Annotated in this window: 15 protein-coding genes; 9 read left to right on the forward strand and 6 right to left on the reverse strand. The window is 61.0% G+C overall.

All coding sequences use genetic code 11. The annotated features are described in order from the left end of the window. Positions 1–2 precede the first annotated feature (2 nt). From atuC to A7D21_RS03050, 6 genes are all read left to right on the forward strand, one after another. Positions 3–1,619: a geranyl-CoA carboxylase subunit beta gene (atuC, locus tag A7D21_RS03025; protein WP_069551045.1), complete on the forward strand. Its 1,617-nt coding sequence runs from the start codon at positions 3–5 to the stop codon at positions 1,617–1,619. Positions 1,620–1,635: 16 nt separating this feature from the next. Continuing rightward, positions 1,636–2,793 (forward strand): citronellyl-CoA dehydrogenase, encoded by a 1,158-nt coding sequence (gene atuD / locus A7D21_RS03030; protein WP_053257271.1) that lies wholly within the window; start codon positions 1,636–1,638, stop codon positions 2,791–2,793. Continuing rightward, positions 2,790–3,557: an enoyl-CoA hydratase/isomerase family protein gene (locus A7D21_RS03035; protein WP_069551046.1), complete on the forward strand. Its 768-nt coding sequence runs from the start codon at positions 2,790–2,792 to the stop codon at positions 3,555–3,557. The genes atuD and A7D21_RS03035 overlap by 4 nt, the downstream gene beginning before the upstream one ends. A gap of 109 nt (positions 3,558–3,666) precedes the next feature. Further along, positions 3,667–5,589 (forward strand): acetyl/propionyl/methylcrotonyl-CoA carboxylase subunit alpha, encoded by a 1,923-nt coding sequence (locus A7D21_RS03040; protein WP_069551047.1) that lies wholly within the window; start codon positions 3,667–3,669, stop codon positions 5,587–5,589. Positions 5,590–5,680: 91 nt separating this feature from the next. After that, on the forward strand, positions 5,681–6,223 hold the full coding sequence (locus A7D21_RS03045) for an exonuclease domain-containing protein (RefSeq protein WP_053257274.1): 543 nt from the start codon (positions 5,681–5,683) through the stop codon (positions 6,221–6,223). Positions 6,224–6,288: 65 nt separating this feature from the next. Continuing rightward, complete coding sequence (locus A7D21_RS03050; protein WP_027603886.1) at positions 6,289–6,573, forward strand: pyrimidine/purine nucleoside phosphorylase; 285 nt, start codon at positions 6,289–6,291, stop codon at positions 6,571–6,573. Positions 6,574–6,637: 64 nt separating this feature from the next. Here the strand turns inward: A7D21_RS03050 and A7D21_RS03055 are convergent, their stop codons facing one another. Beyond that, the gene (locus A7D21_RS03055) at positions 6,638–7,444 is read right to left on the reverse strand and encodes an MOSC domain-containing protein (protein WP_069551048.1); all 807 of its coding nucleotides are present in this window, start codon (positions 7,442–7,444) and stop codon (positions 6,638–6,640) included. 37 nt (positions 7,445–7,481) lie between these two features. Continuing rightward, complete coding sequence (locus A7D21_RS03060; RefSeq protein ID WP_053257276.1) at positions 7,482–8,417, reverse strand: chemotaxis protein CheV; 936 nt, start codon at positions 8,415–8,417, stop codon at positions 7,482–7,484. Between the two features lie 533 nt (positions 8,418–8,950). Between A7D21_RS03060 and A7D21_RS03065 the strand changes: the two genes are divergently transcribed. The 3 genes from A7D21_RS03065 to A7D21_RS03075 all read left to right on the forward strand — a co-directional run bounded on the left by A7D21_RS03065 (position 8,951) and on the right by A7D21_RS03075 (position 11,333). Further along, positions 8,951–9,400 (forward strand): hypothetical protein, encoded by a 450-nt coding sequence (locus A7D21_RS03065; protein WP_169875089.1) that lies wholly within the window; start codon positions 8,951–8,953, stop codon positions 9,398–9,400. A gap of 383 nt (positions 9,401–9,783) precedes the next feature. After that, positions 9,784–10,677, forward strand: a complete 894-nt coding sequence (locus A7D21_RS03070) for a sensor histidine kinase (protein WP_053257277.1) — start codon at positions 9,784–9,786, stop codon at positions 10,675–10,677. After that, positions 10,674–11,333: a response regulator transcription factor gene (locus A7D21_RS03075; RefSeq protein ID WP_069551049.1), complete on the forward strand. Its 660-nt coding sequence runs from the start codon at positions 10,674–10,676 to the stop codon at positions 11,331–11,333. The genes A7D21_RS03070 and A7D21_RS03075 overlap by 4 nt, the downstream gene beginning before the upstream one ends. Here the strand turns inward: A7D21_RS03075 and yegS are convergent. The 4 genes from yegS to A7D21_RS03095 all read right to left on the reverse strand — a co-directional run bounded on the left by yegS (position 11,292) and on the right by A7D21_RS03095 (position 13,525). Further along, on the reverse strand, positions 11,292–12,212 hold the full coding sequence (gene yegS / locus A7D21_RS03080) for a lipid kinase YegS (RefSeq protein WP_053257279.1): 921 nt from the start codon (positions 12,210–12,212) through the stop codon (positions 11,292–11,294). The two genes, A7D21_RS03075 and yegS, sit on opposite strands and share 42 nt — an antisense overlap. A gap of 91 nt (positions 12,213–12,303) precedes the next feature. After that, complete coding sequence (locus A7D21_RS03085) at positions 12,304–12,849, reverse strand: hypothetical protein (RefSeq protein ID WP_053258021.1); 546 nt, start codon at positions 12,847–12,849, stop codon at positions 12,304–12,306. A gap of 32 nt (positions 12,850–12,881) precedes the next feature. Beyond that, the gene (locus A7D21_RS03090) at positions 12,882–13,208 is read right to left on the reverse strand and encodes a hypothetical protein (RefSeq protein ID WP_069551050.1); all 327 of its coding nucleotides are present in this window, start codon (positions 13,206–13,208) and stop codon (positions 12,882–12,884) included. 23 nt (positions 13,209–13,231) lie between these two features. After that, positions 13,232–13,525 (reverse strand): hypothetical protein, encoded by a 294-nt coding sequence (locus A7D21_RS03095; protein WP_069551112.1) that lies wholly within the window; start codon positions 13,523–13,525, stop codon positions 13,232–13,234. Positions 13,526–13,727: the final 202 nt, after the last annotated feature.

The following is a 13,727-nucleotide window of genomic DNA, read 5'->3' on the forward strand; positions in this document are numbered from 1 at the left end:
CTATGCCGCTCATTGAAACGCAGATCGACAGCCACAGCCCACAGTTCGCGCAAAACCGCGAAGCCATGTTGGCCGCCATCGCACAATTGCGCCAACTGGAACACAACCTGCTGAGCAAGGCACAGGAAGCCAAGCCCAAGTTCGACAAACGCGGCCAACTGCTGCCTCGCGAACGGCTCAACCTGCTACTCGACCCCGGTGCGCCGTTTCTGGAATTGGCCAGCCTGGCGGGTTACAAACTCCACGACGACAAAGACGGCAGCGCGGCCGGCGGCGGCTTGATCGCCGGCATCGGCTACGTCAGCGGCGTGCGCGTGCTGGTGGTGGCCAATAACAGCGCGATCAAGGGCGGCACCATTTCCCCCGCCGGCCTGAAAAAATCCCTGCGCCTGCAACAGATCGCGATGGAAAACAAACTGCCGGTGGTAACCCTCGCCGAAAGCGGCGGCGCCAACCTCAACTATGCGGCGGAGATTTTCGTCGAAGGCGCACGCAGCTTCGCCAACCAGGCGCGCATGTCAGCCATGGGGTTGCCGCAGATCACCGTGGTGCACGGCTCGGCCACGGCGGGCGGCGCGTATCAGCCGGGGCTGTCGGATTACGTGGTGGTGGTGCGCGGCAAGGCCAAACTGTTCCTTGCCGGGCCGCCACTGCTCAAAGCGGCGACCGGCGAAGTGGCAACCGATGAGGAACTGGGTGGCGCCGAGATGCACGCGCAAACCGCCGGCACTGCCGAATACCTGGCGGAAAACGATGCCGATGGCGTGCGCATCGTGCGCGAAATCGTCAGCCTGTTGCCGTGGGACGAGCGCCGGGGGCTTACGCCAAAACGGCCTTATACCGAACCGCTGCACCCCATCGAGGAGCTGTTGGGGCTGGTGCCCGATGATCCGAAAAAACCCTATGACGTGCGCGAAATCCTCGCGCGCCTGGCGGACGGTTCCACCTTCCTCGAATTCAAGGGTGAGTTCGATGCGCACACGGTCTGCGGCCATTTGCACATCCAGGGCCGCGCTGTCGGCGTGATCGGCAATAACGGCCCCATCACGCCCAAGGGCGCCAGCAAGGCCGCGCAATTTATCCAGCTGTGCGACCAGAGCCGCACGCCGCTGCTGTTCCTGCACAACACCACCGGGTTCATGGTGGGCACGGAGTCGGAGCAACAAGGCGTGATCAAGCACGGCGCGAAAATGATCCAGGCCGTGGCGAATGCCCGCGTGCCGAAACTGACCGTGGTGGTGGGCGGCTCCTACGGCGCCGGCAACTACGCGATGTGCGGCCGAGGCCTGGACCCACGGTTTATCTTCGCCTGGCCCAACAGCCGCACGGCGGTGATGGGCGGTGCGCAGGCGGGCAAAGTGCTGCGCATCGTCACCGAGGCCAAGCAACTCAAAGACGGTTTGGTGCCCGACCCCAAGGTGCTGGACATGCTGGAGCAGGTGACTGCGCAGAAACTCGACAGCCAGTCCACGGCACTGTATGGCAGCGCCAACCTGTGGGACGACGGGCTGATTGACCCACGGGATACCCGCACGCTGCTGGGGTTTCTGCTGGACCTCTGCCATGAGGCCGAGGTGCGGCAGTTGCAGCCCAACAGCTTCGGTGTGGCGCGTTTCTAACAGGAGAACAAGAACAATGATCTTTACCCAGGAACATCAGGAACTGCGCCGTACCGTCCGCGCCTTCGTCGACCGCGAGATCAACCCGCACGTGGACGAATGGGAAAAAGCCGGACGCTTCCCTATCCACGAGATCTTCCGCAAGGCTGGCGACCTCGGCTTGCTGGGCATTTGCAAGCCGGAAAAATTCGGCGGCATGGGCCTGGACTACAGCTACTCCATCGTCGCCGCCGAAGAGTTCGGCACCATTCGTTGCGGTGGCATCCCCATGTCCATCGGCGTGCAGACCGACATGTGCACCCCCGCCCTCGCCCGCTTCGGCTCCGATGCGTTACGCGACGAATTCCTGCGCCCGGCCATCAGCGGCGAGCAAGTGGGCTGCATCGGCGTCTCGGAAACCGGCGCCGGCTCCGACGTGGCCGGGCTGAAAACCCATGCGCGCAAAGACGGCGGCGACTACGTGATCAACGGCAGCAAAATGTGGATCACCAACTCGCCCAGCGCCGACTTTATTTGCCTGCTGGCTAACACCTCGGACGACAAGCCGCACATGAACAAGTCGCTGATCATGGTGCCGATGAACACGCCGGGGATCAGTGTCAGCCCGCCCCTGGAAAAGCTCGGCATGCACAGCTCCGAAACCGCCCAGGTGTTCTTCGATGGCGTGCGCGTCCCGCAGCGCAACCGCATCGGCCACGAAGGCGCGGGGTTCATGATGCAAATGCTGCAGTTCCAGGAAGAACGCCTGTTTGGCGCCGCCAACATGATCAAGGGCCTGGAATACTGCATCGACAGCACCATCGACTACTGCAAGGAACGGCAGACCTTCGGCAAGGCCCTGATCGACAACCAGGTGATTCATTTTCGCCTGGCTGAATTGGCCACCGAAATCGAATGCCTGCGCGCACTCGTCTACCAGGCCACCGAGCAATACATCAAAGGCCAGGACGTGACCCGGCTGGCGTCGATGGCCAAGCTCAAGGCCGGGCGCCTGGGCCGTGAAGTCAGCGACAGCTGCCTGCAATACTGGGGCGGCATGGGCTTTATGTGGGACAACCCGGTAGCCCGTGCGTATCGCGACGTGCGCCTGGTGTCGATTGGCGGCGGCGCCGACGAAATCATGCTGGGCATCATCTGCAAACTGATGGGCACCCTGCCCGGGAAAAAAGCATGAACACCCTGCTGCTCGAACCGCATAACGGTGTGCTGCACATCACCCTCAACCGCCCGGCCAATCGCAATGCGATGAGCCTGGAAATGGTCAATGAACTGCGTGCGGTACTGGCGCAATTGGACAGCCAGGTGCGTGCGCTGGTGATCAGCGGTGCGGGCGGGCACTTCTGCGCAGGGGCGGATGTGAAGGACATGGTCACCGCGGGCGGCAAGGCGCAACTGCAGGCGCTGAACCGCGCGTTCGGCACATTGCTGCAGGAGGTGGAAGCGGTGCCGCAAGTGGTGATTGTGGTGTTGCAAGGTGCGGTGCTCGGCGGTGGGTTTGGGCTGGCCTGTGTCAGTGATATTGCGCTGGCCGACCATCAGGCGCAGTTCGGCTTGCCGGAAACCAGCCTGGGCTTGTTGCCGGCGCAGATCGCGCCCTTTGTGGTCAAGCGTATCGGCCTGACCCAGGCGCGACGGCTGGCACTGACCGCGGCGCGGTTCGACGGGGTTGAAGCCCATCGGTTGGGGGTGGTGCATTTTGTGGAGGCCGACCCTCAGGCCCTGGCGGAACGCTTGGACGATGTGTTGGGGCACGTGCTGCAGTGCGCGCCGGGGGCGAATGGCCGGACCAAAGCGCTGTTGCTGGCCAGCGCAGAGCAACCCATCGGACCGCTACTGGATCAGGCTGCCGAGTGGTTTGCCGAGGCGGTGACGGGTGTAGAAGGAATAGAGGGCACCCAGGCTTTTGTGCAGAAGCGTAAGCCGGGGTGGTCCCGATGACACCTTCGCGAGCAAGCCTGCTCCCACCTTTGGAAGGCATTTCAAAGGTGGGAGCAGGCTTGCTCGCGAAGAGGCCAGAATAAACACCCGATTACCCAGGGATAATCCAATGCCCCATTTCAGCAAAATCCTGATCGCCAACCGCGGTGAAATCGCTTGCCGTATCCAGCGCACGGCCCACGCCTTGGGCTACCGCACCGTTGCCGTCTACAGTGACGCCGACACCCAGGCCCTGCATGTCCAAATGGCTGACGAAGCGGTGAATATCGGCCCCGCTCCGGTCAATCAGTCTTACCTGAACATCCCGGCCATCCTCGAGGCTGCGCTTAAAACCGGGGCCGACGCCGTGCACCCTGGCTACGGCTTCCTCTCCGAAAATGCCCAATTCGCCAACGCCTGCTCAGACGCCGGGCTGACATTTATTGGCCCAAGCGCTGAGGCCATCGAACTGATGGGCAGCAAACGCCTGTCCAAACTCGCCATGCTCGACGCCGGCGTCCCCTGCATCGCCGGCTACCAGGGCGACCGACAAGACGACGCCACCTTGCAGCAGGAAGCCAACCGCATCGGCTACCCGCTGATGATCAAAGCCAGCGCCGGCGGCGGCGGGCGCGGCATGCGCCTGGTGCACGACAGCACTCAATTGCTGGAGCAACTGCGCACCGCACGCTCTGAATCCCTGAACGCCTTCGGCAGCGACGAACTGATCCTTGAACAAGCCCTGCTCGACCCGCGCCACGTGGAAATCCAACTGTTCGGCGACAGTCATGGCCACCTCATCTACTTGGGCGAACGCGACTGTTCGATTCAGCGCCGCCACCAAAAAGTCATCGAAGAGGCGCCCTGCCCGGTGATGACACCCCAGTTGCGCCAGGCCATGGGCGAAGCGGCGCTGAAGGCCGGGCGCGCCGTCAATTACGTGGGGGCCGGCACCGTGGAGTTCCTGCTCGACCGCACGGGCCACTTCTATTTCCTGGAAATGAACACCCGCCTGCAAGTGGAGCACCCGGTCACCGAACAGGTCACGGGCCTGGACCTGGTGGACTGGCAACTGAAAGTTGCCGCCGGTGAGCCGCTGCCATTGACACAGGCCGACGTGACCCTGACCGGCCATGCGATGGAAGTGCGCCTGTACGCCGAGGACCCGGCCCAGGGCTTTCTGCCGCAAACCGGCAATGTGCTGCGCTGGGAACCCGGCGCCGGTGTGCGAATTGACCATGGCGTACTGGAAGGCCAACGCATCAGCCCGTTCTATGACGCGATGCTGGGCAAAATCATCGCCCATGGGGCCACTCGCGAAGAAGCCCGACGCAAACTGCTGCGGGCGGTGGAGGACACTGTCCTGCTGGGCCTGACCACCAATCAGCAACTGCTGGTGGACCTGCTCAAGCAACCCGAGTTTATCGCCGGCGATTTCAGCACCGGTTTTATCGCCGAGCATTTCAATGCAATTCACCGCCAGCCGGCGACGCATGAACAGGTCGCCCTGGCGGCCGCACTGTTTTATCAAGCCAATGCCAACACCCATCGTCAGGACCTATCGGGATGGCGCAACAATGCCAGCGTGCCCTGGACCTATCGCCTGGACATCAACGATGAGGTCCGCGACATCACCGTCAGCGTGCTGGAGAACCATCGCCTGCAAGCCAACGGTATCGACATCAGCCACCTGAGCACCGACGGCCGCTGGGCTACCCTGGTGATCAACGGTGTTCGTCGTCGCATGGCCTATCACCTCGATGACACCCAGCTCTGGCTGCCCGGCTTGAAGGTCATTAACCGCACTCAACAAGTCGCCAGCCGTCAGGCGGACGCCAGTACCGGCATCGTCAAGGCGCCGATGGACGGCGCGATTGTCGACATCCGGGTCTGCGTGGGTGAAGCCGTCACCAAAGGCCAACTGCTGTTGGTGCTGGAAGCGATGAAAATGGAGCACCCACTGACCGCCGGCATCGCCGGTGTGATCAAAGGCGTGCAAGTGGTTGCGGGTGACCAGGTGCGCAATCGCCAGGTTTTGCTGGAGATCGAATAAGGCTCGGCGTGCAGGAAAAAACAGCGCGGAACTACACAGTCGCGCTACGCTCTATCCCCATCAGGAAAGGAAGAGTACGGGAACCTGCGCGATGCCTCATTGGCTGATTATTGACCTGGAAGCCACAACGGATGAAGGCGGCTGGCCCGTGACGGAGATGGAAGTCATCGAGATCGGCGCAAGCCTGGTGAACCGCCAGGGCCGCGAGCTGGATCACTTTCAGCGCTTTGTGCGGCCGCTGCGTCGTCCATTGCTGACGCCTTTCTGTCGCCAACTCACCCACATCACCCAGGCCAACATCGACGCTGCTGCGCCGATCACCGAGGTATGGCCGCTGTTCGAGCGCTGGCTGGGCCAGCATCACTCACGCCTGGAAGGCTGGGCCAGCTGGGGTGACTATGATCGCGCACAGCTTGAGCTCGAATGGCAACGCCATGGCCTGACCAGCGCGCTTGCCCAGACGCCACATGTGAACCTCAAGCAGCGCTTCGCCAAGGCCCGGCGCCTGGACAAGCCGCTGGGGCTCAACGGCGCGCTGCAATTGGCGGGGATGCAGTTCAATGGCCAGCAACATCGGGCGCTGGAAGATGCGCGCAACACCGCTCGCTTGCTGCCGTTGATTTTGCCGGTCTAGGCAGCTCCCGTGGCCTTGGGCATACTGGCCAACCTTTCCAGACCCTTTCTTCCGAGGATTCCCCCATGTTCAAAGTCAACGAATACTTCGACGGCACCGTCAAGTCGATCGCTTTCGGCACCGCAGAAGGTCCGGCGACCATCGGCGTGATGGCCCCGGGTGAATACGAATTCGGCACCGCCCAGCGTGAAATCATGCACGTGGTCTCCGGCGCCTTGAGCGTCAAACTGCCTGACGCCAACGACTGGGAAACCTTCGCCGCCGGCAGCCAGTTCAACGTACCGGCCAACAGCAAGTTCCAGCTGAAGGTCGCAGTAGACACGGCTTACCTGTGCGAATACCGCGGCTAAGCGTTCGCCCGGACAAAAAAATGCCCGTCTCGCAGGAGACGGGCATTTTTTATGGGTGAACGACTTACTCGAGAATGGTCACCGGCATCCCCACTTCCAGGTGTCCCGGGCCGTCGTTGACCAGGTTCTGGCCAAACATTACATCGCCGTCCTGCTCGCGGTAAGTCTTGAGCGTGGTCAACGGTTCGCGGTCGGCACTGCGCTCGCCGCTGGAGGGGTCAATGGTGGTGAGGATGCAGCGCGAGCACGATTTGACCACGCGAAACTCTACATCGCCGATGCGCACGCGCTTCCAACCATCTTCGGCGAAGGCCTCGCTGCCTTCTATCACCAGGTTGGGGCGAAACCGCAGCATCTCCATGGGGCGGCCGATGCGCTGGGACAAGTCATCCAGGGAGGCTTGGCCGATCAACAGCAGCGGGAAGCCATCGGCGAATCCCACTTTGTCGTCAGCCTTGCCGTAGCCGTCTTGAGTGGTGCGCGCGCGCTCCACCGGCACTTGCACCAAGCGCGTCGGCTTGCCGATAAAGTCGCTGACCCAGGCCGCCGCCGCCGCGCCCGCATCCGGCACGCGCAAGGTGTCGCGCCAGATGGTCACGCCGCGCAATTCAGCGTCGCTGCTCGGCAGGGCCACTTCCAGCGGCGCCAAACCGGGTGAACTCAGGGTCAGGCCGCCGGCACTGTTCCACAACGCCGACAACTGGCTCATCTTCGCCACCGCCCGCTGCGTGAGAAACCGCCCGCTGGCTTCGTCCACCAGCATCCAGCGTCGATCGCCGGCCAGCCCGAGTTTATCCAGGCCGATGTGTTGCAAGGGTTCGGCCTTGCCGGACTTCAAGGGATAACGGTAGAGCGCGCTAAGACGAAGCATGGCCTGCATTCCTGAGGGGCAAAGCGTCACCCTAAGGTCATGCGTGCGCTTCGTCCAGCATCAGTCGCTGGCGCACCACATCCACCAGCTTGTCCGGTTGGAATTTGGACAGGAAGTTATCGCAACCGACCTTCTTCACCATCGAGTCGTTGAAGCTGCCCGACAACGAGGTGTGCAGCACCACGTAAAGCCCACGCAGGCGCGGGTCGTTGCGGATTTCGGTGGTCAGGCGGTAGCCGTCCATCTCGGGCATTTCGGCGTCGGTGAAGATCATCAGCAACTTGTCGGTCATCACCTGGCCGCTGTCGGCCCAGGCCTTGAGCATGTTCAGTGCCTTGAGGCCGTCACTGGCGATATGCATCTTCACGCCCAGTTGCCCGAGGGTGTCGCGCAGTTGCGAGAGGGCCACATTGGAGTCGTCCACCAGCAGTACTTCGCGGCCACGGGCGCGTTCCAGCACCGGGTCTTCGAGTTTTTCGCGGGAGACTTTGGCGTTATAGGGCACGATTTCGGCGAGAACTTTTTCCACGTCGATGATTTCCACCAACTGGTCATCGACTTTGCTGATGGCCGTGAGGTAATGCTGGCGCCCGGCGCTGGTCGGTGGTGGCAGGATGGCTTCCCAGTTCATGTTGACGATGCGGTCCACGCCGCCCACCAGGAAGGCCTGAACCGAACGGTTGTACTCGGTAACGATAATCGTGCTGTTGGGCCCCGGCACCAACGGGCGCATGCCGATGGCCTGGGACAGGTCAATCACCGGCAGGGTCTGGCCGCGCAGGTTGACCACACCGCACACAAACGGATGGCGCTGGGGCATCAGGGTCAACTTGGGCAACTGCAGGACTTCCTGCACCTTAAACACGTTGATCGCGAACAGCTGTCGTCCGGCCAGGCGAAACATGAGAATCTCCAGGCGATTCTCACCCACCAGTTGCGTGCGTTGATCTACGGTGTCGAGAATGCCGGCCATTGAAAGCTCCTGATGTGGGATTGTGCAGTTCACTAAGCGTGTTATCGGCGGCAAGCGCCAGACCTTGACCCTTGTAAAATGCCACGTAAATTCATTGATGTCACACTGACATCATGGTTTACTGCAACGGCCTCTCCAAACGGCAGTACAGCAACGTCGCGCGACATTCAAATCGACGCGAGGTTCCGCTGTGTAAGGGATTCCCCTATACACAATCAGGCCCAACCTGATATTCGCGATATCTAATAGCCATTAATGTGACGCCATTCTCATTGCATGAATGGAGTCAGGCTTTTGTTTGCCATACCAAGCCCTCGGCCCACGGGTCTTCCAGACGTATACGTGGCGGCAACCAAAGTTGTGCAAGCGGCCCGAATGACGAGGGCTTTCTACAGCTATCGCGATCATTCAAATAACCGTCCTACTGAAATTTCGGAAGCGGGCTACAGATCTCAGTCATATTTCAGCGGTAGTTTTACGCCATTCACCCGGTGCTGCATCTCATCACCCGACCTTATGTTGCGGAGACTTGCATGATGAATAATGCAAACGAATGGCAAACCGCACTTCCCGAATTTCTGCTCGAAGCCGAAATGCTCTTGGAAAAGTCGCAAGAGTGCTTGAACCACCTGCATCTGATTCGCAACGACAGCGACGCCATCGACTGCATGAAAACCAGCCTGGCCAACCTGGCTGAAAAAGCCGAAGGCCTGGCCCTGCAGGCGATCAGCGAATTCTCCCGGCATATTCAATACCTGATCGCCAATGCCGCGAGCCCGATGGAATTGCATGACCAGGCGCTGGACGCCCTGCATGACTGCCTGACACTGCTGGCGTGGCAACTGGAGTTGATCGATTCCCGCACCGGCGAACTCGCCTTGGATGAGAGTGAACAAACCACGCTGATTGCGACGGTCACCTTGCAAATCCCCCAAAAAGACTTCGCAAATAAACCGCAGCAGCGTGCGCATCACGCGTCTTAAGCGCTGATCAGGTCGTATTTGTCGCCAAGTTATCTAAAAACGACCGTTCTCTTAGCGGTCGATAATCGCGCGCGGGCAAAAACATATCAATTAGCCATCAAGGCAATAACGATACCCGCCAACTTGATTTATATAACTCTCTCTTTTTAACCTTGGGGGCCTTTGAACTATAGGGCCACAGCGCAGGGCATTTGGCCGGTGATTAAACCCGCCATCGTACGGCGCCAGGCGACCAACGGTAATAGTGGTGGTACTATGCCCCGCTCGAAGTGACTCAACTTCATCATGTATAAAAAAACGTTTCTGCACCGTATTCCACATAGAGCCCCGTCAGCCGCCATGACCGGTCTTCCCGCAGCGAACCTTCATTGGCTCCATCCGCTATGTACGCCAGCCTAAAGTCACTCATCGCAAGGTCCGTGTCCCGCAGCAATACACGTCGCTTGGTCCTCGCCCTGTGCCTTTGCTCACTGCTGGTCAACCTGTGGGCCTATAGCCGCTCCGCGCCGTTGCCGTTACTGATTTTGTGGCTCAACCTGGCCACGCTGGCGGTGGTGGGCTTACAGCAGTGGCGCTCGCGCAAATCGATAAAATTCCAGCCACAGGAATTGGCTGACCGCCTGCTGCAGGTCCAGGAAAACGAACGTCACCGCCTCAGCCGCGAACTGCATGACGATATCGGTCAGTTGCTGACCGCCGCCAAACTGCAAAGCGAATGGCTCAAGCGCCGTCTGCCGGACGACCTGCAAAGCCAATGCACCGTGCTGTGCAACACCTTGAATGAAACCCTGGCCAAAGTGCGCGACGTGTCCGCCATCCTCAACCCTCGGCAGCTGGCCAGCCTGGGGTTGGAGGCGAGCCTGCGCGCGCATTTGCTCAAAACCCTGGAAAACACCTCGATCCACTGGAGCCTTGAATGCCAGCAACGGCTGACCGGTATCCCGGAAGAAATGGCCGTGGCGGCGTTTCGCATTACCCAGGAAGCAGTCACCAATATGCTGCGCCATGCCCAGGCGCACAATTTGCTGGTACGCCTGCAACGCTTGCCCGAAGGCCTGTCGCTGATGATCTGCGATGACGGCCTGGGCTTTTCGCCCGCCATCAACCCAGGCCGGGAAGGCCAACGCGGCATGGCGGGCATGTCCGAGCGAATCGATCAACTGGGGGGCGCTCTGACGGTCAGCAGCCAGCCCGGTAAAGGAACGCGGATCGAGGCGCTCTTCCCCTGGGCGCCCCGCGCCCTCGATCGGGCCAGGCCCCCTAAGGTTATCGAGTGACTTGCACTTTACTCCTGGTGGATGACCACGCACTGATTCGGGCCGGCGTACGCGCGCTGATCCAGGATATGCCCGGCTATACGGTGGTCGGCGAAGCCAGCGATGGCGCGCAGTTGCTGGAGAAATTCAGCGCCCTGCAACCGGATATCGTGCTGCTGGACCTGTCGATGAAATACACCGGTGGCCTGGATGCGTTACAGCAACTCAAGGCGACCTACCCCAAAAGCAAAGTGCTGATCCTGTCGATGCACACCGATCCGGAGCTGATCATGCGCGCGCTGGAGTCCGGCGCCCATGGCTACCTGCTCAAGGACACCACGGCCAACGAGCTGGAACACGCCCTGATGGCCTTGCGCAACAACGAGCGCTACCTGAGCCCCGCCATTGCCCACACGGTGATCAATCAGGCGCTGATCCGCAGCCAGGGCCCCATCGGCGCCGTCGCCGACACTCACAACCTCACCGCACGCCAGCTGGAGATCCAGCGCTTGATCGTGCGTGGCAAATCCACCCGGGAAATCGCTCAAGGCCTGGGCTTGAGCATTAAGACCGTGGAAGCGCATCGTTCGCAGATCATGAAGCGCCTGCAGATATTCGATGTGGCGGGCCTGGTGTTATTCGCCGTTCGCGAGCAGATCATCAGCCTCGACGACTAACGGCGAGCCCAGCGGCAGGTGCACGCGCAGGGCTTTGGGCAAAGCACTGAAGCGCAAGTCGTCACCTTTCAACGGCTCACCATCCAGGTTGATGTACAACCCTTCGGCCACCTTGATCTCGACCCACGGCAGGCGCGCCCGCACAAACATATTGTCCAGCCCCCAACCGTCGCTCATCAGGGTGAGCAGCGTGCCGACCACCTCCTGGGGCGCCGGCAGAATGCTGATATCCAGCAAGCCGTCATCGGCCAATGCGTCAGGGCACAACACATGCCCACCGCCCGCCTGGCGTCCGTTGCCGATACCCAGCGCGAGCAGGTCGCCCTTCCAGTGAAAGTCAGGCCCTTCCAACTCGCCATAAGCGGCCTTCAATTCGCTGAAACGCGTCAGGCCGGTGAACAGGTAGGCCGCGCCGCCGAGCACTTTTTTCAAGTCTTCGGAGGTGTTGGCGGTGACCTGGCTGCCAAAACCGCCAGTGGCCATGTTGAGGAATATTTGCCCGCCGGCCTGCCCAAGGTCGATGGCCGTTGGCGGCACATCCAGCAGGGCGAGTGCGCGGGCAGGATCCAATGGCACCCCGGCGGCGCGCGCGAAATCATTGGCGGTGCCCAGCGGCATCAACACCAGGCTGGCATCGGTCTTGGCCTGCGCCATCGCCTCGGCGACATCGCGCAAGGTGCCATCGCCGCCACCGGCAATCAGGTGGGTATAGCCGTCGGCCAGGGCCTCATTGACCAGGCGCTGGGCGTCGCCGCCCTCCCACGTGACCCGCACCGCCAGCTCCCAGCCCTGTTCGCGCCGGGCCTGCACGGCAGCGCGCACATCCTCGTTGAGGGCTTGCTTGCCGTGCAGAATCAGCAATGCCTTGTGGGTGGTCATGGGGTGGATCTCCTGGGTTTAAAGGTGCTTGAAGGATGTTGACCTTTGCCGACGAGAAAAAAGCCATCGGCGACGCAAATTTATTGGCTGCCTAGAAGTTATCCATCGCGTTGCACATCGATACCTTGCCCTTGGGCTCAGGTTCTGCGGCATTCCATTGCTTGCCGTCTGCAGACAGCTCATGCAACTGGATTGAACAGTTCGCATACAGGGTCGCCTGCACCATGTAGTCCACGCCGGGTCGAGGTACAAAGGTCATGCTGCTGAAACATTGCCGGGAATACTGCAATCGCCCCAGGTAATGCAGCGCGATCGGTTGGTTCGCGGGCACCACCAACTCCGTGGTCACCGCACCGTTCCAGGTATACACCGGTCCGGGCATGTTCAGGCTTTCGCCATTGTGGTCGGGGAAGCCGGACTTGGTCGACGCCATCACCCCGGCACCCGGCACATTCCAGTCCAGGCAATCACGCCCCGGCACTGCGCGCACCAGGCCGTCGGTAATCAACCGCACGCGGGCGGTCTCGCCGGAATTCGGCGCGATATAGCCGGTGGACAGGGAACGGATGTTCGCCACCTGACCGCACCCGGTCAGCAGCACCAACAACGCCACGGGTACACCACGCAACACACTCATCAGCATTCAACTCGCAAGGAAAGAAACAGCCGTTACGGCTGGCGGCAATTCTGCTTTACCGACAACAGCGGCGCCGGATCGTACTTAACGCGCTGCAAACCATCGGCGCCCTGGAAGATGAAATACTTGATGCGGCAATCCTTGAACGTCGCCGAGTAGCCTTCCGCGCGAAAGCCCTCGCCGTCGACCTGCTTGATCACGGTGTTATTGCGGCTCACCACCGCGAGCACCTGTGCGTAGCTGTCCCCCATCTTCACCCCGGGCTCGCCGGTCTCTGTCATCGCCGAAGCGCAACCGCCCAAGCCGGCCGCTGCCAATATCAAAGCGGCGCCGTACATTCCATTGCGTGTGGTGTTCATGTCTGTTTCCTGTTGATTAAGCATTAACGGCGGCCTTCGCACACCGGTGATTCACTGATGCGTCCGGCCTTGCACGGGTCGAGTTTGTCTTTGCGTTTGAAGCCCGCGTCCTTCATGCAGTAGAAGCGCGTCAGCCGGATATCGACAGGCGATCGGTCTCCCCCGCCGTCCAGGTTGTCGTACCCGCAGGCACGCATGGCGGTTTTTACGCCGTCAAGGGACACACCGGACTTGTACCATCTCGAGAAGTCTGGCGGCGGCGGTTGAAAGGGGGTACAGGCGCTGAGCGCAGAAGCGCTGATAAGGACCCAGGCCACGACGCATGGGGGGCGCAAACCAGACGGTGTTAATCCAATGAGCGTTTGGAAAGACATGATTCATCCTTGTGAGTGAAACGTCCTACAGATGCAGGATTGGTCATCACAAAGACGAGAAAGTGCCCTGACTCTGCTGGGCACGTGTGACACGACCCACAACGTCTCGATCAACGGTGGGCGCTGGCCACCGCAAAGTCAGCCA

Origin of the sequence: Pseudomonas sp. AP19 (genome assembly GCF_001728855.1) — a bacterium.
In the GTDB taxonomy this organism is placed as follows: Bacteria; Pseudomonadota; Gammaproteobacteria; order Pseudomonadales; family Pseudomonadaceae; genus Aquipseudomonas; species Aquipseudomonas fluorescens.

Coding starts and splice junctions, on each gene's coding strand:
- atuC (WP_069551045.1), top strand. CDS start 3: ATGCCGCTCATTGAAACGCAGATCGACAGCCACAGCCCACAGTTCGCG.
- atuD (WP_053257271.1), top strand. CDS start 1,636: ATGATCTTTACCCAGGAACATCAGGAACTGCGCCGTACCGTCCGCGCC.
- A7D21_RS03035 (WP_069551046.1), top strand. CDS start 2,790: ATGAACACCCTGCTGCTCGAACCGCATAACGGTGTGCTGCACATCACC.
- A7D21_RS03040 (WP_069551047.1), top strand. CDS start 3,667: ATGCCCCATTTCAGCAAAATCCTGATCGCCAACCGCGGTGAAATCGCT.
- A7D21_RS03045 (WP_053257274.1), top strand. CDS start 5,681: ATGCCTCATTGGCTGATTATTGACCTGGAAGCCACAACGGATGAAGGC.
- A7D21_RS03050 (WP_027603886.1), top strand. CDS start 6,289: ATGTTCAAAGTCAACGAATACTTCGACGGCACCGTCAAGTCGATCGCT.
- A7D21_RS03055 (WP_069551048.1), bottom strand. CDS start 7,444: ATGCTTCGTCTTAGCGCGCTCTACCGTTATCCCTTGAAGTCCGGCAAG.
- A7D21_RS03060 (WP_053257276.1), bottom strand. CDS start 8,417: ATGGCCGGCATTCTCGACACCGTAGATCAACGCACGCAACTGGTGGGT.
- A7D21_RS03065 (WP_169875089.1), top strand. CDS start 8,951: ATGATGAATAATGCAAACGAATGGCAAACCGCACTTCCCGAATTTCTG.
- A7D21_RS03070 (WP_053257277.1), top strand. CDS start 9,784: ATGTACGCCAGCCTAAAGTCACTCATCGCAAGGTCCGTGTCCCGCAGC.
- yegS (WP_053257279.1), bottom strand. CDS start 12,212: ATGACCACCCACAAGGCATTGCTGATTCTGCACGGCAAGCAAGCCCTC.
- A7D21_RS03085 (WP_053258021.1), bottom strand. CDS start 12,849: ATGAGTGTGTTGCGTGGTGTACCCGTGGCGTTGTTGGTGCTGCTGACC.
- A7D21_RS03090 (WP_069551050.1), bottom strand. CDS start 13,208: ATGAACACCACACGCAATGGAATGTACGGCGCCGCTTTGATATTGGCA.